Below are 19,458 nucleotides of genomic sequence, written 5' to 3'. Positions count from 1 at the left end.
GGGAGTACCGGGATGCTGAAACTGGCGACTGTCGTGTTGTGCGCGGCGCTGTCGTTCCCGGCGCTGTCCGGTCCGGTACTCGCCGATGAGGCCGGGGATCTGGCGCGCAAGCACCTTTATGAAGGAACGATCGGGCAGGGGCTCACCGAGCTGAAGCCGTTCTACGAACGGCAGGACCTTGAGGGCCGCTTCGGCGTCGGGCTGCTGAGCTTCATCCAGGGCGTCGAGCACTTTGCGCAAGGGCTCTATCGGCACGGCTTCGCTTCGCCCGATGCCGGCCCGATCATGGGCGCGCCACTGGCCATGCCGGTGCCGGTCAACCCGAACCCCGAGCCACTGGACTACGACAAGTTCCGCGCCATCCTGCAACTGCTGGTCGATGACATGGACGCGGCGCGCGATGCACTGCTGACAGCGGGCGAGACCGGCGACTACGTTGTCCCGGTCGAAGTGCTGAAAGTGCGGATCGATCTCGACGGCGACGGCAAGGGCAGCGAAACCGAGACCATCGGCAACGTGCTCAACGCCATGTTCGGCGCGGCAACCGTGCCCGGCCCGACCGACCCCGGCGCTCCGGCGCCGACACCGCCAACGCCGCCAGACTCCACCATCGGCTTCGACCGGGCCGATGCGATCTGGCTTGCCGGTTATTCGCAGGTGCTCGCGGCGCAGGCGGATTTCCTCCTCGCCCACGATTTCCGGGCGCTGTTCGACACCACCTTCCACCGGCTGTTCCCGCGCGCCGGCCTGCCGATGCAGGAGTACACCCGTTCCACCGGCACGCTGATGCTCGATCCGGAATCGGACAATGCTATCGCCGATGCGCTGGCGGCGATCCACCATCTCAACTGGCCGGTCGCCGATGCCGACCGGCTGAAGCGTGTGCTGGCGCGCTTCAAGGCGATTACCGGGCTTTCCCGTCGCAACTGGGAGGCGATCCTCGCCGAGACCGACGACAATCGCGAGCTGCTGCCGAGCCCGAAACAGACCGGCATCACGCCCGAAGCCAAGATCACCGACGCGCAGGTGAAGGCCTGGATGGCGACGCTCGACACCGCCGACCTGATCCTCGACGGCAAGCTGCTGCTGCCGCACTGGCGCTTCCAGAAAGGCTTCGATCTCAAGGCCTATTTCGAGACGGCCAAGAAGACCGACCTGGTGATGCTGATCACCGGCTATGACGCGCTGCCGTTCCTCAAGGACGGCCCGATCGCCAGCGCCGAGTCGTTCGCCGAGGCCAATGCGGTGTTCGGCGATGCGCTGATCGGCTATGCGTTCTGGTTCAACTGAGGGGGTGGCCATGCGCCTGTTGATCGCCGCCGCTGCGCTGTTGCTGCTGGGGCAGCCGGCCTTCGCGCAATCATTCGCCGATCCCAAGGCGCTGCTCGAAGCGCTCTATGCCGGCTACATGCCGCCCAATGACTATCCTCCCGACGAGACGGGGCTGCAGAGCGAGCGGCTAAATGGGCTGTTCGAAAAGGACCAGCAGGAAGCGAATGGCGAGATCGGCCGCATCGATTTCGCTCCCTACATCAACGGGCAGGATTACCAGATCAGCGACCTCGCCATCGGCGAGCCCTACCTGGCCGGTGGCAAGGCCGTGGTAAAGGTCACCTTCCGCAACTTCGACACGCCGCAGGAGCTGGGTTTCCTGCTGGTCAATGAGGATGGGTGGAAGATCGACGACGTGTGGGGCGGCAGCGCCGACTACAGCTACGACCTGCTCGATATCCTGCAGTCGCCGCTGCCTTGATTGCGGCACGGCGCAGCCCTCAATGCGCCCAAACGCCTTGCTAGTGGCGGATTGCGTTTCGTCGAAACGCACTCCACCACCGGGCCTTTGTTGGTCACGGGATCGAACCGGAAAAGTCTGCAACTTTTCCTGATCTCGCTCCGGCCGGGTGTAATCGAAACCGGGCACGACGGGGCGGTTATGCGTCGCATCATAGCAAGTCTTCTGCTGATCATCGGCTTTACCGGCGCGGCGAGCGCCTATGACAATCCCAAGGCGCTGGTCGAGGCGATCTACCAGCCTTACGGCGCCGGCGAGAAGCATGAGGGCGGGCTCGAGCAGTTCTACTCGGCGCGGCTCAAGGATCTTTATGCGGCCAACCTCGAGCGGCAGAGCGTCGACCAGAAGGGCGCCGCCGTCGATCCGGATGCGCCCGACATGCTGGCGTTCGACCCATTCATCGAGGGACAGAACTCGCTGCTGCTCGATGTGGTGATCAGGGAGCCGGTGCTGAACGGCGACCGGGCCGTCGCCACCGTCAGCTTCCACAATTTCGACCACCTGAGCCTGATCAGCGTCGCCATGGTGCGTGAGGCCGATGGCTGGAAGGTCGACGACGTCGCGTCCCTCGCCGGCAGCCAGAACTGGCTGCTGTCCTGGCTGCTGCAATATGATCCGTTCGGGGTGAACTGAGGGCGGTGCCGGACAACTCGCGCACCGGTGCGGGCTGACCCCACCCCTGTCCCCTCCCCGCAAGGGGACGACAAGATGTCGCCCCGAGGGGGAGGGAGAGCCTCACACCAGCATCGCGGTTCCTTCGTCTCCCTCCCCATTGCGGGGAGGGAGCAAGGGTGGGGTCCACAGCTACTGCGTCGAGGATCAGATCTCCCGTGTCGCTTCCTTCAGCCAAGCCTTGGCCTCGCCCTTCAGCTGCGGGCCGATCTCCTTGAAGACGCGCTTGTGATAGGCGTTGAGCCAGGCCTTCTCGGGGCCGCTGAGCTGCTTTTCGTCGATCAGCCGCAGGTCGATCGGGGCGAGCGTCAGGGTTTCGAACTCGAGGAACTTGCCCTCGCCGCCAACGCTGCTCTCCTGCACGACGAGCAGGTTCTCGATGCGGATGCCATAGGCGCCGGCCTTGTAGTAGCCCGGCTCGTTGGAGGTGATCATTCCCGGCTCGAACGGCACTGAGTAGCGGGACGAAATGCCGATCGGCCCTTCATGCACCGAGAGGAAGGCGCCGACGCCATGGCCGGTGCCGTGGTTGTAGTTGACCCCGTCCTCCCACAGGAACTGCCGCGCCAGCACATCGAGCTGGGCGCCCGTGGTGCCCTTGGGAAAGCGGGTCATCGAGATCGCCATCATGCCGCGCAGCACGCGGGTGAAGCGGTCCTTCTGCTCGGCGGTGGCCTTGCCGGTGAACATGGTGCGGGTGATGTCGGTGGTGCCCGACAGGTACTGCGCGCCGGAATCGACCAGCATCAGTTCGCCGGGCTTCAGCTGCCGGTTGGTCTTTTCGTCGACGCGGTAGTGGATCACCGCGCCGTTCGGGCCGGCGCCGGAGATGGTGTCGAAGCTGACATCGACCAGCCCCGATTCCTCGCGCCGGAAACTCTCGAGCGCGGTGGCGATGCCGATTTCGTCGAGCTTGCCCTTGGGCGCTTCCTCATCGAACCAGTGGAGGAAGCGGGCCATCGCCACGCCGTCGATCTTGTGCGCTTCGCGCATACCGGCGAGCTCGGCCTCGTTCTTTCGCGCCTTGGGCAGCAGCACCGGGTCGCGCCGCTCGATCAACTTGGCCTCGCTGACCCCGCTGATTGCGTTGGCCACTGCGACCGGTACGGTCGCCGGGTCGAGCATCACCCGCTTGTCGCCGGCGCCGAGCTTGCGCAGCGCGGCGACCATGGTGGCGACATCGGCGACCTTGGCCAGGCCCTCGAGGCCGTGGCGCAGCTCGGGGGTGATCTTCTCCTTGTTGAAGAACAGCGTCGGCATGCCGGATTTCGGCACCAGCGCGAAGCACAGCACCACCGGGACATGCGGCACGTCGCGACCACGCAGGTTGAACAGCCAGTTGATCGATTCCGGCACCGTCAGCACCAGGGCGTCGGCATTGTCCTCGCCCATGGTGGCGCGAATCTCGGCGAGCTTGTCGGGCGCGGTCTTGCCGGCGCGGTTATGGCCGAGGAACTCGATGGCGGCATTGGGCGGGGCGGGGCGATCGGTCCAGGTCTGGTCGACGAGGTTGGCGACCGGCACCAGCGTCGCCTTGCCGGCCAGCTTCTTTTCGAGGTCGGCGAGTTCGCTGGGCGTATGCAGCCAGGGGTCGAACCCAAGCTTGCCGCCCTTGGGCACGAAATCAGCGAGTTTTGGCGACAGCCCGCCCTGACTGGCCTCCAGCACGGTGATCAGCTTGGTATCGGTTTCGGCCGGCGCCTGCAGGGTGTAGCGGCCATCGACGAACAGCGCGGCTTTCTTGGTGCCGACAATGGCGAGGCCGGCCGAGCCGGTGAAGCTCGTGACATAGGCGAGGCGCGCCTCGCTGTCGGGCACCATCTCGCCGCGATGCGCGTCGGTACGCGGCACCAGGAACGCATCGACCCCGGCCTCCCGCATTGCCGCGCGCAGCGCCTTGAGGCGCGGCGCCACGGTCTTGGGATCGGTGCGGATATCGAAGCTCTGGTAGACGGTCGGGGCGAAGTCGCTGTCGGTCATGATGATTTGCCGGAAAATGGAATGGCGCGGACCCTAACAGAGGCGGGTGGGGCGCAAAAGCCGCACCAGACCATTCATTCCTGGTTCAGCGGCCGGGTGGCATTGGCACGCCGGGGCTCCCGCAGGGAGAACAAAATGACTGAACGAAAGACCCTGTTCCGCCGGGTGTTCGAATCGATGATCGAAGGCCGCACCAGACAGGCGCAGCGTCACATCACCGAATACCTCCGGGCGAACCCGGTGCGGAACGAGTGGCGGCCTTGAGCCGATTCACCCGTTGTTAAGCCGCCCTGCACAATTGGCATGGCTGCCTTTCGCAACAATGACTTACCAGCGGGCTCTGTCCGCACTACATACCGAACGTCGAGAGAAGCTCGACCAAGTGAAGGAACCGGGAGAACAAGATGCCCGAGAGCAAGAACGATTTCCGCAAGGCGCTCGGCAGCGTCATCGAAGCGCGGGGCCGCGAGGCCACCCGCAGCGTCGGTCGCAGCCGTGAACACCTGCTGCTCGGCGCGCTGACCAAGCGCCCGAACTAAAACCGACGCGCGTCAGCGCGGGGTTTGGACTATCTGTTTTGACGAGTCCCCGGATCGTGAGGTCCGGGGACTTTGCTTTGCGTGGTGCCTGGACGCTGGTGGCTCCGCACCCCCACCCTCATTCCCTCCCCACAAGGGGGAGGGAGGCCGATCGAGGTCGCTGCACTGCCGCAGTTCTTGCGTCTCCCTCCCCCTTGTGGGGAGGGATCAAGGGTGGGGGTGGGGAGCCAGTGATGCTTCGGCCTAGACCCGCTCCAGCACCAGCGTCGTCCATTCCTTCTTGACGATGCGCTGGCGCAGCACGATGCCCTGCTGTGAATAGGCTGATATCACCCGGTTGGCCTGGGTGTTGAGGATGCCCGAGAGGATCACCGTGGCGCCGATGGCGGTGACCTTGCGCATGCCGGGCGCCAGCGCAACCAGCGGACCGGCGAGGATGTTGGCGACGATCATGTCATAGGGCGCGCCGGCGGCGATCTGCCGGTGGTCGAGCCCGGTCGCCTCGAAGGCGATGATGTAGCGGCCGACGCCGTTGTCGCGGGCGTTCTCCACCGTGGTGGTCACGGCGATCGGGTCGATGTCGCTGGCCAGCACCGGCAGGTGGGTGCGTTTGGCCAGGGCGATCGCCAGCACGCCCGTGCCGGTGCCCACATCGAGCATCGAGCGATAACGCTTGCGCTTCAGCGCCCGGTCGATGGCTTCGAGGCAGCCGGTGGTGGTCTCGTGATGGCCGGTGCCGAAGGCCTGGGCGGCGTCGATGCGGATGGCGGTGAGGCCGGCCGGGGGCGGGCTCTCCTCGTGGCTGCCATGCACGTAGAAGCCGCCGGCGACCACCGGCTGCAGGCCCTCAAGGGACTTCGCCACCCAGTTGACCGTCGGGTCGATCGCCTCGACGGCAAAGCTTACATTGCCGCCCAGCGTCTCGCGGGCAATCTGGTTGAAGGCCTCGACATCGGGTTCGCTGTCGCAGGTCGCTTCGAACACCCATTCGCCGGTGTCCTCGTTCTCGTGCGCCGAGGCGGTGATGGCGATATCCTCACGCGCCATCACGGCGTCGACCAGCGCATAGGCCTGATCCTTGGTCAGCGGGACGGAGAGTTGCGAGAGCGTCATGCGAAATGTCCTGTTCGCCGCTGTTTCGGGGCAGCGGCGCGCTAAGTCAATGGTCAGCCGTGACCAGCGTTAAGCGGCGGCTTCGGCGCGATCGAGCGACAGGCTGGCCCAGACCGGCAGGTGATCGGAGCCGGTGCGGGCCAAAGCGGAGCGATGCACCCCCGCCGATTCGAGCTTGAAATCGCGGCTGGTGATGATGCGGTCGAGCTGCAGCATGGGGCGGCGCGAGTGGAAGCTCGGCCCCAGCGGGATCACGTCGTGGTGCCTCGCAAAGGCGATGAGGCACTTGCCGTCCTCGGCCCATTGGTTGAGGTCGCCCATGATCACGGTCGGCATATGCTGCTCGAGCTTTTCAAGATGGGCGACGATGGCGTCGGCCTGCTTCATCCGCGAATTGCCGAGCAGCCCCAGGTGCATGCCGACGACGCGCATGGCGATGCCGCCGATCACCACATCGGCCATCACGGCGCCGCGCGGCTCGAACGCCGGGAGTTCGATGCGCTGCGGGTTGCGTACTTCGATGCCCTTTTTCACCAGCAGCACGTTGCCGTGCCAGCCGAGGCTCTGCTCGCGGATGCCGAAGCGCACCGGCATGTAGTTGGTATTGTCGACGATCAGGTCGGGCGACAGCGTGGTGGCGCGCTCGCCGAAGCGCCGGTCGACCTCCTGCAGCGCCACGATGTCGGCATCGATCTCGGCGAGGATCTTCATGATGCGCTCGGGCTGCCGGCGCCGGTCGGTGCCGATGCTCTTGCGGATATTGTATGAGGCGACTTTGATCATTGGTTCCTGAGGCGCACGGCTAAAGGATGGGCGAGAACAGGCGGGCGGCCTGCGAGATGAAGCGGGAGATCGGGTGGCGCTTGAGCACCTCTTCCTTGGTCATCTTGCGGCAGTTGGCGAAGTCGGCTTTCAGCATCTTCTCCACGGCGTCAACCACGCTGCGGTCGGGCATCCACACTGTCATCTCGAAGTTGATGGCGAACGAGCGGTTGTCGAAGTTGACCGTGCCGACAGTCGCGATCTTGTCGTCCATCAGCAGCACTTTCTGGTGCAGAAAGCCCTTCTGGTAGCGGTAGATGGCGATATCGTGTTCCACCATGGCGTCGGCATGGGCGTTGCTGGCGAGCCAGACCAGCAGGTGGTCGGGCTTGGCCGGCAGCATGACGCGCACATCGACGCCGCGCAGGATCGCCGCATAAAGTGCGGTGCGCATGTCGGTATCGGGCACGAAATAGGGGCTGACGATCCAGAGCCGTTGCTGCGCCTGGCCGATCACGTCGGCAAAGGCAATTGCACAGGCCTCGAGCTTGTCGGCGGGACCGGTCGCCATCACCAGCGCCGAGACGTGACCCGGCTCGTCCACCGGATCGGGCGGCGGCAGGTTGAGCACTTCGCCGGTGGCCCAGAGCCAATCTTCCTGGAAGATCAGCGCCACCGACGAGGCGGCCGGACCTTCGAGCTTCAGCTGCGTATCACGCCAGTGGCCGAAGCGCTCGTCCTCGCCCAGATACTCGACCCCGATATTGGCGCCGCCAGTCCAGGCGACCTTACCGTCCACCACCACGGATTTCCGGTGGTTGCGGTAGTTGATCCGCATCGGACCGAACAGCCTGAGGAACTTGTGCCGGTGATTGAAGCCGAAGATCCTGATGCCCTCGGCCCACATCCGGTCCTTGTACTCGCGGGAGAGGCCGCTGCTGCCGACATCGTCATAGAGCATGTAGACGGCCACCCCGGCGCGCGCCCGCTCCATCAGTGCGGCGGCCAGCCGTTGGCCCAGCGCATCGGCCTTCAGAATGTAGAACTGCACGAGGATGTAGGTTTTGGCAGCGGCGATGCCCTCGAAGATCGATTCGAACGTCGCATCGCCATCGACCAGCAGCTCCGCCGTGTTGCCGGCGAGGAACGGCATGCCGGCGGCGCGGCGCTGCACCGGCCAGCTTGCGCCGGCGTCGCGGTCGATCACCGCCAGGTCTTCGCTGCGGATCAGGCGGGAGGCGCGCACCTGCATGCGGGTCTGGGCGTAACTGTCAAAGTGCTTCCAGCCGAACACCAGGTAGATGATCGTGGTGGGGAAGGGGAGGAAGGCCAGCGACACCAGCCAGGCGATCGAACCCTGCGAGGTCCGCGACGCGCTGATCTCGCGCACTGCGCATATGAGTGCGAGCGCGTAGAAGCCGGCGAGCACCATCGCAATGATGGGGATGCTCTCGACGACGGTCTCGACCGCTCCAGTCATGTCGACGACGTCGTTCATTGTCGCTCCGCTGGTCTGAGCTAAGACTAATATCCGATGCGCCGGGAACGGCCACAGCCGAGTTCGGCGCGCAAGGAGGTTGCGCGTCGCGGCGAACCTCGCGAGACTAGCAGCCGGACCTTTCCGGTCCGTCTTCCCGTCTTCGAAAGTCCTGCCAGTGTCGCCGCAACCGCCAATGCTCCGTCAGAACGCCATGACGGGAATTGCGTTCAAGCTGAGCTCGGTCTGCGTTTTCCTGGGGATGTCGAGCCTGCTCAAGGCCTCCGAGGGCATACCGGCCGGGCAACTGGTGTTCTTCCGATCCTTTTTCGCCATCCTGCCGATCATTGCCTACCTGATCTGGAAGGGTGAGCTCGGCGTCGGCCTCACGACGAAGCACCCGCTGAGCCATTTGCTGCGTGGCCTTGTCGGCACCGGCGGCATGATGACCGGGTTCTTCGCGCTCACCCAGTTGCCGCTCGCCGAAGCGATCACCATCAGCTACGCCACGCCGCTGCTGATCGTGGTGTTCAGCGCCGTATTCTACCACGAACAGGTGCGGCTCTACCGCTGGAGCGCCGTGCTCGTCGGCCTCGTTGGTGTCATCATCATCATCTGGCCGCGCCTCACGGTGTTTTCGGGCGGCATCGCCGATATGAGCGGGGCGACACTGGGCGCCGCTTCGGCGCTGGTCGCGGCGGGTTTCGCCGCAACGGCGATGGTGCTGGTCCGCAAGCTCGTCGAAACCGAGCGCTCGGCCACCATCGTGCTCTACTTCTCGCTGACCTCGTCGGTGTTCGGCCTCGCCACCCTGCCATTCGGCTGGGTGATGCCGACAACCGAGCAGTTCGCCCTGTTGATCGGCGCGGGCATTTTCGGTGGGATCGGGCAGATCCTGCTCACCGAATCCTATCGCCATGCCGACATGTCGGTGGTCGCCCCGTTCGAATATGCCTCGCTGATCCTCTCGGTTTTGATCGGCTACGTGATCTTCCACGATGTCCCGAGCATCGAGATGCTGCTGGGAGGCGCGATCGTCGTCGGCTCCGGTCTGTTCATCATCTATCGCGAGCACAAGCTGGGCCTCGAGCGCAAGCGGGCGAGCGAAGTCAGCCCGCCGCAATAAGGAGCCGGAAATGGACATCGTCGCGCTCGATCGCTTCATCGTGCTGGCCAAGCGCCAGACCTATGTCGGCGACGGCGTGAAGGCCGCGGCAAGCCGCACTGGTGCGCACGACCTCACCTTTGCCGCTGGCGACTGGTCCTATCGTGACAGCTATTTCGGCGGCACCGACTTCCTCGGACAGGAAGCCGTGTGGTTACGCGATGAGCCGGTGTGGGCGATGAACTATTATGGCTACATCCTGCGGGCGGAGCTGATCGACGCCGGCCGCGCCGGTGCGACGATCAAGGCAGCGCTCTCCGCCATGTATGCCGAAGGCCGCTTCCTCGGTGGTTTCGAGTGGAGCGGTCCGCACGGTATCTATCGCGACACTTCGACGGGCGACGCGGCGCATTTTCACGGACGAGAAGCGATCGAGGTCGACGGGGTCGAGGCGTACGCGCTCGACTATTTCGGCGGACTGGTGAAGCCCTAGCGGCCGCCAACGGCAACACCATATCATCGGCAGACAGGAGAGCGCCGATGTACCATGCAATCGTTCGACGGGTTGTCGCCGGGCTGTTCGACGCCGTCAATCGTGGCGATGCCCAGCCCGTTCTCGATGGCTTCGCGCCGCGCTTCGAGCACATCTTCCTCGGCGCGAGCGCACTCGGCGGACGCCGCACGACGCTCGGCCAGACCAGCAGCTGGTACGCGCGGCTCTATCGGCTGTTGCCCGACATCCACTTCGATATCGATCGCATCACTGTCAGCGGCACGCCATGGAATACCCTCGCGGTGGTCGAGTGGCGGGAGCGCAACTCCGGCACCGACGGCGTGGTGACCACCAATCAGGGGATCCATGCCGTCCACATCCGTTGGGGCAAGATGACTCGCCTGATCATCTGCCCGGATACGACGCTGCTCGTCGCCACGCTCGACCGGCTCGCCCGTGCGGGCGTCGAAGGGGCCCATGCGCCGATGATCGAAGGCTAGGCTCTCGCGCTTGGGCTATGCCGGCCAGTGGTGGGCTCCACCTAGCCCGACTCACCGGTGTCATCCCAGCGAAAGCTGGGACCCAACCAGCAGCTGGCGCGGGCCGCGAAATGGGTCCCAGCTTTCGCTGGGATGACATCGTGGGTGGGGTGGTCGCAGTGGGCCAGCTCGAACAGCGCCTGCCGACCAGCCACATCTGTGAAGCGCTCTAGCTACAAGCGGTTCAGATCTGCACTGCGAAGTCCGACATCAGCCACTGGCCGCTGCTGAGCGTCAGGGTGATGACCAGGCTCGCCTCGCCGCTCGCGAACACGGCCGGACACTTCCAGCGGCTCCAGCCGCTCCAGTTCTCGATCTGCATGCCCTCCATCACGCAGGCCCGAGTGGACTGCATCGCGCCGAGGACCTGCAGGTAGCGGGTGCTGTCGTACTGCCCCTTGGCATGGGCGGTGACGAACTCGGTGGTCGCCAGCGGGTCGAATGTCGCGCGGCCCCAGTCTGCCGATACCGCAGCCACAACCTTGTCAGCCGCCGCGCGGGACTGGCCGACTTGCTGGTCCATGGAGGTGAAGAGGCTGACCGCCGCCCAGATGAGACCGACGATCACGACAGCGGCGACGACGATGATGATCGTCCTGAGGCCGCTCGAGGTCTTGGTTTTCATTGGTCCAGCCCACGGCATCGCCTACGCCCCCTGTAGCGAAACTCACCATCTGCTTAGCCGCCTTCTGCTCCAACGGCTAGGCGAGGAAGCGGTCGCGTTCGTCGGGCGCCGGCAGGTGGCAGGTATCGCGCCGGCCGAAGAGCTTCATGCGGTGGCGGGCGATCCAGAAATAGAGGCCATCGCGAACGGAGCGGGGCAGGGCCCCGGCTGCCGCGCCCATCGACCACGGCAAGCCAAGCCGACGCCCGATCTCGATCATCGCATCGGATGCGAAACGTGGCAGGCCGTCGGCAAGCACGATGAAGGTCTCGTAGTTTTGCGGGTCGAGGCCATAGTGCCGGTAGATCGAGGTGCCCAGCTCGCTCTGGGCCGCCATGAAGCAAAACACCCGGCTGCGGTCATGGCGAAGCACGAACTGCACGGCGCTTGAACAGAGCCCGCAATAGCCATCGTAGATCATCACCGGATGATCGTCAGCGAACGCGGCGACACCAGCGTCGTGCCGATAGCTGTAGGCCGCGTGCCCGCTGCTCACGGCTTCTGTACGAAGCTTTCGAGTACTTTCTTGCGGCCGGCCTTCTCGAACTCGATGGTCAGCTTGTTGCCTTCGATCTGATCGATCCGGCCATACCCGAACTTCAGATGGAAGACGCGCTCGCCGACATCGTATTTCGAGCCGCGGCCGTCATCGACCGAGCGGGCGACGAGGTCGCCATCGATGGTCACCGGGCCGGCCGATTTGCGCGACGAGGCCTGGGCGCGGGCGCGCTGCCAGCCGGGGGTCTCGTAAAGCGAGTCGAACGGGTCGTGGGTGTCGAAGCGCCCGCCCGCCGTGCGGCCGCCATAGCCATAACCGCCATAGGCCGAGCCGGTGTCCTTCACCTCAACCGCCGCTGCCGGCAGTTCGTCGAGGAAGCGCGACGGGATCGCCGATTGCCACAGGCCATGCGTCAGCCGGTTCTGCGCCACGGAGACGCGCAGGCGCTTACGGGCCCGGGTCAGGCCGACATAGGCGAGCCGGCGCTCCTCCTCGAGCCCGGCGCGGCCGCTCTCATCGAGGGTGCGCTGGCTGGGGAACAGGCCTTCCTCCCAGCCGGGGAGGAACACGGTTTCGAACTCCAGCCCCTTGGCGGAGTGGAGCGTCATGATCGACACGGCGTCGTCGGCTTCGCCGGTGTCGCGGTCCATCACCAGCGAGACGTGCTCGAGGAAGCCGCCGAGCGAGTCGAACTCCTCCATGGAGTTGACCAGTTCCTTCAGGTTTTCCAGCCGGCCCTCGGCCTCGGCGGATTTGTCGTTCTGCCACATCTCGGTGTAGCCGGACTCGTCGAGCACCTGGCGGGCGAGATCGGCATGCGAGGTGTGGCGGCGGACGATGCCGGGCGCCAGCTCTTCGGTCTCGACGGCGTCTTCCGGGGGCACGGCTTGCGCCCGCTGCGCCCAGTCGTCGAACTGATCCATCAGCTGACGCAGCGTGGTGCGCTGCTTGGGCTTCAGCTCCTCAGTCTCTACGAGCGTGCGCACAGCGGTGGTCAGCGAAGTGCCCTGGCGGCGCGCCGCGTCGTAGAGGATCTGCAGGGTGGAATCGCCCAGCCCGCGCTTCGGCGTATTGACGATGCGCTCGAAGGCGAGGTCGTCGTTGGGATTAGACACCAGCCGCAGATAGGCCAGCGCGTCGCGGATTTCCTTGCGCTCATAAAAGCGCGGGCCGCCGATGACGCGGTAGTTGAGGCCGAGCGTGATGAAGCGCTCTTCGAAGGCGCGCATCTGGTGCGAAGCCCGCACCAGGATGGCCATCGAGTTCAACGCGTCGCCCTGGCGCTGGAACTGCTCGATTTCTTCCCCGACCTGCCGGGCCTCCTCGTCGGAGTCCCATACCGAGGTGACCATCACCAGCTCGCCCGGCTCGCCGACATCGGTCTGCAGGGTCTTGCCCAGCCGGCTCTCATTGTTGGCGATGAGGTGCGAGGCGGCCTTCAGGATGTTGGAGGTCGAGCGGTAGTTGCGCTCGAGCCGGATTACCTTGGCGCCCGGAAAATCCTTCTCGAAGCGCAGGATGTTGTCGACCTCGGCGCCGCGCCAGCCATAGATCGACTGGTCGTCGTCACCGACGACGCAAAGGTTGGCCTCCGACGCCGGCTTGCCCTGCGCCAAGAGGCGCAGCCATAGGTACTGGGCGACGTTCGAATCCTGGTACTCGTCGACGAGGATGTATTTGAAGCGCCGGTGATACTCGGCCAGCACGTCGGGGTTTTCGCGGAACAGCTTGATGCAGAGCAGCAGCAGGTCACCGAAATCGGTGGCGTTCAGCGTCTTCAGTCGATCCTGGTACTGCTGGTAGAGTTCGGGGATCCGGCCATTGGCGAAGGCCGAGCGGTCGGCCATCGATACGTCGCCGGGCAACTGGCCGCGGTTCTTCCAGTTGTCCATCATCCCGGCGAACTGCCGGGCCGGCCAGCGCTTTTCGTCGATGTTGGCGGCTTCCAGCAGCTGCTTGATCAGCCGGATCTGGTCGTCGGTATCGAGAATGGTGAAATCCGAGCGCAACCCGACCAGTTCAGCGTGCCGGCGCAGCAGCCGCGCACCGATCGAGTGGAAAGTGCCGAGCCACGGCATGCCTTCGACACCCGCGCCGACCAAGGCGCCGATGCGCTCCTTCATCTCGCGGGCGGCCTTGTTGGTGAAGGTCACCGACAGGATCTCGGACGGCCAGGCCTTCTTGGAATTGAGGATGTGGGCGATGCGGGTGGTCAGCACCCGGGTCTTGCCGGTGCCGGCGCCGGCGAGCACCAGCAGCGGGCCCTCGGTGGTCAGCACGGCGTCGCGCTGCTCCTCGTTGAGGCCCTTCAGGTAGTCGGGCGCCGCCGCTCCCCGGCCAAACTGGCTGGTGATCGAGCCCGCCTGCGGGCGGTCGAGGCGCTGCGGTTCTGCTGCCATCAGGGAAACGACGAATCCTGTTTCGTTCTCATCGCTAGATATAGGCAGTACAGGGCCCGATGTATATGCGGCGGGGCCTGTCACAGATCTGTCACCCCATTGTCATGTCGCCGTTGCGCGGCGTGCCTAAGCCGAAGCCCTCGATTTTCAGGGGCGCCAGCAATGCAGTTCAAATCCATTCTCCTCGGCCTCACCGCCGGCCTTCTCGCCACCTCGGCCTATGCCGCGCCGGTATTCAACCGGATCGCCAGCTTCCCGGTCGAACTGAACAACCCCGAAGCCAAGGCGACCTCGTCCGAAATCATCACTGCCTCGGAAGACGGCCTGACGCTGGTCTATTCCGACAGCCCGGCCGGCGGTATCGGCTTCATCGACATCACCGACGCCAAGGCCCCGAAGGCCGCCGGCTTCCTGTCGCTCGAGGGCGAGCCGACCTCGGTCACCATCATCGGCAACAAGGTCTATGCCGCGGTCAACACGTCGGAGAGCAAGGTCAACCCGTCGGGCAAGCTGGTGGTCGTCGACCTCGCCAGCAAGGCGATCGAGGCGAGCGTCGATCTCGGCGGCCAGCCGGACTCGATCACCCACAACGCCGCCGGCACGCTGATCGCCATCGCGATCGAGAACGAGCGCGATGAAGAGATCAACGACGGCGCCATCCCGCAGCTGCCGTCGGGCTACCTCGTGCTCCTCTCGCTCACCGGTGGGGCGCTCGATCCGGAAAGCCTCGCCAAGGTCGAGCTGGCCGGCCTTGCCGGCATCGCGCCGGAAGATGCCGAGGCCGAGTTCGTCTCGATCAACGGTCTCGATGAAGTCGCGGTGACGCTGCAGGAAAACAACGAGATCGTCATCATCGACGGCAAGACCGGGGCGGTGAAGTCGCACTTCTCGGCCGGCGCCGTCAGCCTCGAAGGCATCGATACCAAGAAGGACGGCGCGCTCAAGTTCACCGGCAAGCTGGAAGACGTGGCCCGTGAGCCCGACGCGGTGAAGTGGCTCGACGACAACCGCCTGGTCGTTGCCAACGAAGGCGATTGGAACGGCGGCTCGCGCAGCTTCACCATCTTCAACAAGGATGGCAGCGTCGCCTACGAGAGCGGGCCGTCGATGGAACTCGAAGCCGTCCGCATCGGCCACTATCCCGACGCACGCAACAAGAAGGGCGTCGAGCCCGAGGGCCTCGAGGCCGCGACGTTCGGCGAGGACAAGCTGTTCTTCGTCGCCCAGGAACGTTCCTCGCTCGTGGCCGTCTACAAGGATGCTGGCGCTGGCGCCGAGCCCGAGTATCTGCAGTCGCTGCCGTCCGGCATTTCCCCTGAGGGCCTAGTCGCCATCCCCTCGCGTAACCTCCTGGCTACGGCCAACGAGGTCGACCTGCGTGAAGATGGGCTCGCCGGTTCGCACGTCATGCTCTACGAGCGCACCGAAGGCGAAGCCGCCTATCCGCAGCTGATCTCCGACCTGGACGCGGACGGCCACCCGATCGGCTGGGCCGCCATCTCGGGCGCCGTGGGCGATGCCGAAAAGCCGGGGATCCTCTACGCCGTCAGCGACAGCGTGCTTTCGGCGCAGCCGGCGATCTACGAAATCGACGCCACTGCCAAGCCGGCCAGGATCGTCAAGAAGACCGTCATCACCCGTGGTGGCGACGCGGCACAGAAGCTGGATCTCGAGGGCATCACGCTCGATGGCGAAGGCGGCTTCTGGGTGGCCTCGGAAGGCCGCAGCGACCGCCTGACGCCGCATGCGCTCTATCGCGTCGATGCCGATGGCAAGATCACCGAGGAGGTGGCGTTCCCCGAGGCGCTGCTGCCCAATGAGATCCGCTATGGCGCCGAGGGCGTCACCAAGGTTGGAGACACCCTGTGGGTGGCGATCCAGCGCGAGTGGAAGGATGATCCGGCGGGGCAGGTGAAGCTCCTCGGCTACAACACCAAGGAGAAGACCTGGTCGGCGGTCCGTTACCCGCTCGAAGCCGCGGCTGAAGGCGCCTGGAATGGCCTCTCGGAAATCACCGCACACGGCGACTACGTCTACATCGTCGAGCGCGACAACCAGATCGCGCTGAAGGCGGCGCTGAAGAAGCTCTACCGCGTGCCGGTCTCGGCTCTCGTCGGCGCCGAAATCGGTGGCGAGCTGCCGGTGGTCACCAAGGAGGAAGTCCGCGACTTCATTCCCGACCTCGCGTCCAACAACGGCTATGTCGTCGACAAGGTCGAGAGCTTCGCCATCGGCGCCGACGGCACCGGCTATGTCATCTCCGACAATGACGGGGTCGCCGACTCCTCGGGCGAGACCTTCTTCTGGTCGGTTGGCACCATCCAGTAACCAGACAGCCTCCTGCTTGCGGGGCTCAGGGGCCGGTCCGAAAGGGCCGGCCGCGCTTGGTCTTGGGGGGGAACGTACTCCACACAGCTAACGCCAGTGCGCGGGGCACCTCCACCCTTGATCCCTCCCCACAAGGGGGAGGGAGACGCAAGAGCTGAGACGGTGCAGCTATCGCCTCCCTCCCCCTTGTGGGGAGGGAATAAGGGTGGGGGTGGCCGTAGCTACGATGCCCGCCTTGCCACCATCCTGAACGCCCGCTGAATCGTTCGTGACGTTTTTGCAACAGCAAGGTTGAATCCCGATTTCGCCGCTTAGCGGTCAACGTTTTGCTGAGGATCGCCGCCACAATGTGACCCTAAAAGAAGCAGAGGACAAATCTCGGACGGGCAGCGACGAATGCGGAAGCCATTTGCTTTCGTACCGAACCATTCGCGTGCTCCCCGCCCTTGTGCCTTGTCAGGCCGAACCGCATAAACGGCGCCTTCTGAGGGGCGCCGGAGAACACCGGCCGGACAAGCGGGACCAGGAAATGGCATCGAACTACGTCGATAAATCGCGTCTTCCCAGCAGGCATGTGACAGAGGGTCCGGAGCGCGCTCCGCACCGCTCCTATCTTTACGCCATGGGCTTGACCACCGAGCAGATTCACCAGCCGCTCGTCGGCGTGGCGACGGCCTGGAACGAGGCGGCGCCGTGCAATATTTCGCTTGGTCGCCAGGCGCAGGCCGTCAAGAAGGGCGTCGCCGCCAACCACGGCACGCCGCGTGAATTCACCACCATCACCGTCACCGACGGCATCGCCATGGGCCATGCCGGCATGAAGTCGTCGCTGGCCTCGCGCGATGTCATCGCCGACTCGGTCGAATTGACGATGCGCGGCCATTCCTATGACGCACTGGTCGCCATGGCCGGCTGCGACAAGTCGTTGCCCGGCATGATGATGGCGATGATCCGGCTCAACGTGCCGTCGATCTTCATCTATGGCGGCTCGATCCTGCCGGGCCGCTTCCGCGGCCGCGACGTCGTGGTGCAGGACCTGTTCGAGGCGGTCGGCCTCCACTCGGTCGGCAAGATGGACGACGAAACCCTCGACGAGCTCGAGCGCGTCGCCTGTCCGTCGGCCGGCTCCTGCGGCGGCCAGTATACGGCCAACACCATGGCCATGGTGGCCGAAGCAATCGGGCTTGCATTGCCGTATAGTTGCGGCGCTCCGGCCCCGTACGAAATTCGTGATGCGCTCTGCGCGGTGGCTGGCGAGCAGGTGATGGAACTGCTCAAGGTGCAGCTCCGTCCGCGCGACATCGTCACCCGCAAGGCATTCGAGAACGCCGCCATGACTGTCGCCGCCACTGGCGGTTCGACCAATGCCGCGCTGCATCTGCCGGCAATGGCGCACGAAGCGGGCATCGACTTCGACCTGTTCGACGTCGGCGAGATCTTCAAGAAGACCCCCTATATCGGCGACCTGAAGCCGGGCGGCAAATACGTCGCCAAGGACCTGTTCGAAGCCGGCGGCATCCCGCTGGTGATGAAGGCGCTGCTCGAAGGCGGGTACCTGCATGGCGACTGCATGACAGTCACCGGCAAGACCATTGCCGAGAACCTCGAGAAGGTGAAGTTCAACACCGAGCAGGACGTGATCCGTTCGACCTCGAACCCGATCTCGCCCACCGGCGGTGTGGTGTCGTTGCGCGGCAACCTCGCTCCGGATGGCGCCATTGTGAAGGTCGCCGGCCTCAAGAACCTGCGTTTCGTCGGCCCGGCGCGCGTCTTCGACACCGAAGAGAAGTGCTTCGAGGCGGTCGAGAAGCGGACCTACAAGGAAGGCGACGTGCTCGTCATCCGCTACGAAGGTCCGAAGGGCGGCCCCGGCATGCGTGAAATGCTGTCGACCACGGCAGCGCTCTACGGCCAGGGCATGGGCGACAAGGTTGCGCTCATCACCGATGGTCGCTTCTCCGGCGCCACCCGCGGCTTCTGCATCGGCCATGTCGGCCCGGAAGCAGCGATCGGCGGCCCCATCGCCCACATTCAGGATGGTGACATCATCACCCTCGACGCCACGACCGGCGAAATCTCGGTCAACGTGTCGGAGGAAGAGTTTGCCCGGCGCAAGACGAGCTGGGCCCCGCGCGAGACCGAGTATGGCTCGGGCGCGATCTGGAAGTATGCCCAGCTGGTGGGACCGGCGCGTTACGGCGCGCTGACCAACCCCGGCGCCAAGGGCGAAAAGGAGCAGTATGCGGACATTTAGGGCAGGAGCCCTTGTTTCCGTTGCGTTTTGGGCTGCGCTCGCGATTGCGGGCGTAGCCACCCCGGCTGCCGCCCAGGTGAGTGGCGTGCTGCCCTCGCTGCCGGCTGCCCCCGAGACGGCCGCCGATGCGGCGCTGGCCATGGCCAACCAGCTCGACGGGGCAGGGGGCGGCATCTCCAGCGCCGACCTGATCGCCGCGCTCGAGGATGCGGCGCTGGCCGGCCAGCCGATGGCGCTGTTCCAGCTCGGGCTGATGTATGAAAGCGGCGAAGGCGTCGACAAGGATCCGGTGAAGGCCTTCGGCTATTTCAGCCAGATCGCCGACGAGCATGCCGATACCGCCCCCAAGGGCGTCGAAGCCGATATCGTGGCGCAGTCGTTCCTCAAGATCGGTGAGTATTACCGCCAGGGCCTGCCGGAAGCCGGCATCCCGAAGAACGAAGCCTATTCCAACAAGCTGATCATGCACGCTGCGTCCTACTTCGGCGACGCCGATGCGCAGTACAAGGTCGGCGAGCTCTATCTTGACGACGCCGAGCTCGGCGACAACCCGCTGCAGAGCGCCCGCTGGCTCAACCTCGCGGCCCGCAAGGGCCATGCCGGGGCGCAGGCCAAGCTCGGGAGCATGCTGTTCAACGGCCAGGGCATCGATGCCGATCCGGTCGAGGGCCTGATGTGGCTCACCGTCGCCTCGCGCCGCGCCGCGGGCACGGTCGATGACGGCTGGATCCATGACCTGCTCACCAACGCGATGTCCGTCGCGACGCCCGAGCAGCGGAAGCATGCCGTCGAGCTCGCCGACTCGCTCGGCACCCGCTTCGGCGGGCTGTAAGCCATCACGG

18 protein-coding genes are annotated in these 19,458 nt (G+C 65.2%); 11 read left to right on the top strand and 7 right to left on the bottom strand.

Going from position 1 to position 19,458, the window contains the following annotated elements; genetic code table 11:
• The first annotated feature begins 12 nt into the window (after window positions 1-12).
• The 3 genes from ASC89_RS18880 (at window position 13) to ASC89_RS18870 (ending at window position 2,425) form a co-directional block, all read left to right on the top strand.
• Window positions 13-1,290, top strand: coding sequence for a hypothetical protein (locus ASC89_RS18880; RefSeq protein ID WP_055880104.1), 1,278 nt, complete (start codon window positions 13-15; stop codon window positions 1,288-1,290).
• A 10-nt stretch (window positions 1,291-1,300) separates the two neighbouring features.
• Window positions 1,301-1,753 carry a DUF3828 domain-containing protein gene (locus tag ASC89_RS18875; RefSeq protein WP_055880101.1) on the top strand — a complete coding sequence of 151 codons (453 nt, stop codon included), beginning with the start codon at window positions 1,301-1,303 and terminating at the stop codon, window positions 1,751-1,753.
• Window positions 1,754-1,933: 180 nt separating this feature from the next.
• Window positions 1,934-2,425 (top strand): DUF3828 domain-containing protein, encoded by a 492-nt coding sequence (locus tag ASC89_RS18870; RefSeq protein WP_056000593.1) that lies wholly within the window; start codon window positions 1,934-1,936, stop codon window positions 2,423-2,425.
• Window positions 2,426-2,611: 186 nt separating this feature from the next.
• Here ASC89_RS18870 and ASC89_RS18865 read toward each other — a convergent pair whose 3' ends face one another.
• Window positions 2,612-4,444 (bottom strand): aminopeptidase P family protein, encoded by a 1,833-nt coding sequence (locus ASC89_RS18865; protein ID WP_055880097.1) that lies wholly within the window; start codon window positions 4,442-4,444, stop codon window positions 2,612-2,614.
• Window positions 4,445-4,579: 135 nt separating this feature from the next.
• Here ASC89_RS18865 and ASC89_RS29135 point away from each other — a divergent pair, with 135 nt between their 5' ends.
• Complete coding sequence (locus tag ASC89_RS29135) at window positions 4,580-4,708, top strand: hypothetical protein (RefSeq protein ID WP_274532716.1); 129 nt, start codon at window positions 4,580-4,582, stop codon at window positions 4,706-4,708.
• Between the two features lie 140 nt (window positions 4,709-4,848).
• Window positions 4,849-4,983, top strand: a complete 135-nt coding sequence (locus ASC89_RS29130; protein WP_257720968.1) for a hypothetical protein — start codon at window positions 4,849-4,851, stop codon at window positions 4,981-4,983.
• Window positions 4,984-5,226: 243 nt separating this feature from the next.
• On the opposite strand, the gene ASC89_RS18860 is transcribed toward ASC89_RS29130, so the two are convergent.
• From ASC89_RS18860 to cls, 3 genes are all read right to left on the bottom strand, one after another.
• Entirely contained in the window at window positions 5,227-6,096 is an 870-nt protein-coding gene (locus ASC89_RS18860; RefSeq protein WP_055880094.1) for a 50S ribosomal protein L11 methyltransferase, read from the bottom strand.
• A 69-nt stretch (window positions 6,097-6,165) separates the two neighbouring features.
• On the bottom strand, window positions 6,166-6,879 hold the full coding sequence (locus tag ASC89_RS18855; RefSeq protein ID WP_055880091.1) for an endonuclease/exonuclease/phosphatase family protein: 714 nt from the start codon (window positions 6,877-6,879) through the stop codon (window positions 6,166-6,168).
• A gap of 19 nt (window positions 6,880-6,898) precedes the next feature.
• Window positions 6,899-8,356, bottom strand: a complete 1,458-nt coding sequence (cls, locus tag ASC89_RS18850; RefSeq protein WP_055880089.1) for a cardiolipin synthase — start codon at window positions 8,354-8,356, stop codon at window positions 6,899-6,901.
• Between the two features lie 175 nt (window positions 8,357-8,531).
• Between cls and ASC89_RS18845 the strand changes: the two genes are divergently transcribed.
• From ASC89_RS18845 to ASC89_RS18835, 3 genes are read left to right on the top strand one after another with little or no spacing between them, the layout of a single operon-like run.
• Window positions 8,532-9,461, top strand: coding sequence for a DMT family transporter (locus ASC89_RS18845; protein ID WP_055880086.1), 930 nt, complete (start codon window positions 8,532-8,534; stop codon window positions 9,459-9,461).
• A 10-nt stretch (window positions 9,462-9,471) separates the two neighbouring features.
• Entirely contained in the window at window positions 9,472-9,933 is a 462-nt protein-coding gene (locus ASC89_RS18840; protein ID WP_055880084.1) for a DUF5680 domain-containing protein, read from the top strand.
• Window positions 9,934-9,980: 47 nt separating this feature from the next.
• Window positions 9,981-10,433, top strand: coding sequence for a nuclear transport factor 2 family protein (locus ASC89_RS18835; RefSeq protein ID WP_056000590.1), 453 nt, complete (start codon window positions 9,981-9,983; stop codon window positions 10,431-10,433).
• A gap of 223 nt (window positions 10,434-10,656) precedes the next feature.
• Here ASC89_RS18835 and ASC89_RS18830 read toward each other — a convergent pair whose 3' ends face one another.
• From ASC89_RS18830 to ASC89_RS18820, 3 genes are all read right to left on the bottom strand, one after another.
• Window positions 10,657-11,097, bottom strand: coding sequence for a hypothetical protein (locus tag ASC89_RS18830; protein WP_056000587.1), 441 nt, complete (start codon window positions 11,095-11,097; stop codon window positions 10,657-10,659).
• Between the two features lie 76 nt (window positions 11,098-11,173).
• The gene (locus ASC89_RS18825) at window positions 11,174-11,632 is read right to left on the bottom strand and encodes a thiol-disulfide oxidoreductase DCC family protein (RefSeq protein WP_056000584.1); all 459 of its coding nucleotides are present in this window, start codon (window positions 11,630-11,632) and stop codon (window positions 11,174-11,176) included.
• Window positions 11,629-14,034, bottom strand: a complete 2,406-nt coding sequence (locus ASC89_RS18820) for an ATP-dependent helicase (protein ID WP_056000581.1) — start codon at window positions 14,032-14,034, stop codon at window positions 11,629-11,631. Before ASC89_RS18820 ends, ASC89_RS18825 begins: the two co-directional genes overlap by 4 nt.
• A gap of 162 nt (window positions 14,035-14,196) precedes the next feature.
• Between ASC89_RS18820 and ASC89_RS18815 the strand changes: the two genes are divergently transcribed.
• The 3 genes from ASC89_RS18815 (at window position 14,197) to ASC89_RS18805 (ending at window position 19,448) form a co-directional block, all read left to right on the top strand.
• Window positions 14,197-16,362 (top strand): esterase-like activity of phytase family protein, encoded by a 2,166-nt coding sequence (locus tag ASC89_RS18815; protein WP_056000576.1) that lies wholly within the window; start codon window positions 14,197-14,199, stop codon window positions 16,360-16,362.
• Window positions 16,363-16,891: 529 nt separating this feature from the next.
• A complete protein-coding gene (gene ilvD, locus ASC89_RS18810) occupies window positions 16,892-18,616 on the top strand; it encodes a dihydroxy-acid dehydratase (RefSeq protein ID WP_055880066.1) in 1,725 nt (574 codons plus the stop codon).
• An 85-nt stretch (window positions 18,617-18,701) separates the two neighbouring features.
• Window positions 18,702-19,448: a tetratricopeptide repeat protein gene (locus tag ASC89_RS18805; protein ID WP_055880063.1), complete on the top strand. Its 747-nt coding sequence runs from the start codon at window positions 18,702-18,704 to the stop codon at window positions 19,446-19,448.
• The last annotated feature ends 10 nt before the right edge of the window (window positions 19,449-19,458 follow it).

The sequence above is a fragment of the Devosia sp. Root413D1 genome (assembly GCF_001425235.1).
Lineage (GTDB): Bacteria > Pseudomonadota > Alphaproteobacteria > Rhizobiales > Devosiaceae > Devosia_A.
The sequence above is the reverse complement of the archived record's forward strand: the minus strand, read 5'-3'. Positions and strand labels throughout refer to the sequence as shown.

Coding starts and splice junctions, on each gene's coding strand:
- ASC89_RS18880 (WP_055880104.1), top strand. CDS start 13: ATGCTGAAACTGGCGACTGTCGTGTTGTGCGCGGCGCTGTCGTTCCCG.
- ASC89_RS18875 (WP_055880101.1), top strand. CDS start 1,301: ATGCGCCTGTTGATCGCCGCCGCTGCGCTGTTGCTGCTGGGGCAGCCG.
- ASC89_RS18870 (WP_056000593.1), top strand. CDS start 1,934: ATGCGTCGCATCATAGCAAGTCTTCTGCTGATCATCGGCTTTACCGGC.
- ASC89_RS18865 (WP_055880097.1), bottom strand. CDS start 4,444: ATGACCGACAGCGACTTCGCCCCGACCGTCTACCAGAGCTTCGATATC.
- ASC89_RS29135 (WP_274532716.1), top strand. CDS start 4,580: ATGACTGAACGAAAGACCCTGTTCCGCCGGGTGTTCGAATCGATGATC.
- ASC89_RS29130 (WP_257720968.1), top strand. CDS start 4,849: ATGCCCGAGAGCAAGAACGATTTCCGCAAGGCGCTCGGCAGCGTCATC.
- ASC89_RS18860 (WP_055880094.1), bottom strand. CDS start 6,096: ATGACGCTCTCGCAACTCTCCGTCCCGCTGACCAAGGATCAGGCCTAT.
- ASC89_RS18855 (WP_055880091.1), bottom strand. CDS start 6,879: ATGATCAAAGTCGCCTCATACAATATCCGCAAGAGCATCGGCACCGAC.
- cls (WP_055880089.1), bottom strand. CDS start 8,356: ATGAACGACGTCGTCGACATGACTGGAGCGGTCGAGACCGTCGTCGAG.
- ASC89_RS18845 (WP_055880086.1), top strand. CDS start 8,532: ATGCTCCGTCAGAACGCCATGACGGGAATTGCGTTCAAGCTGAGCTCG.
- ASC89_RS18840 (WP_055880084.1), top strand. CDS start 9,472: ATGGACATCGTCGCGCTCGATCGCTTCATCGTGCTGGCCAAGCGCCAG.
- ASC89_RS18835 (WP_056000590.1), top strand. CDS start 9,981: ATGTACCATGCAATCGTTCGACGGGTTGTCGCCGGGCTGTTCGACGCC.
- ASC89_RS18830 (WP_056000587.1), bottom strand. CDS start 11,097: ATGAAAACCAAGACCTCGAGCGGCCTCAGGACGATCATCATCGTCGTC.
- ASC89_RS18820 (WP_056000581.1), bottom strand. CDS start 14,034: ATGGCAGCAGAACCGCAGCGCCTCGACCGCCCGCAGGCGGGCTCGATC.
- ASC89_RS18815 (WP_056000576.1), top strand. CDS start 14,197: ATGCAGTTCAAATCCATTCTCCTCGGCCTCACCGCCGGCCTTCTCGCC.
- ilvD (WP_055880066.1), top strand. CDS start 16,892: ATGGCATCGAACTACGTCGATAAATCGCGTCTTCCCAGCAGGCATGTG.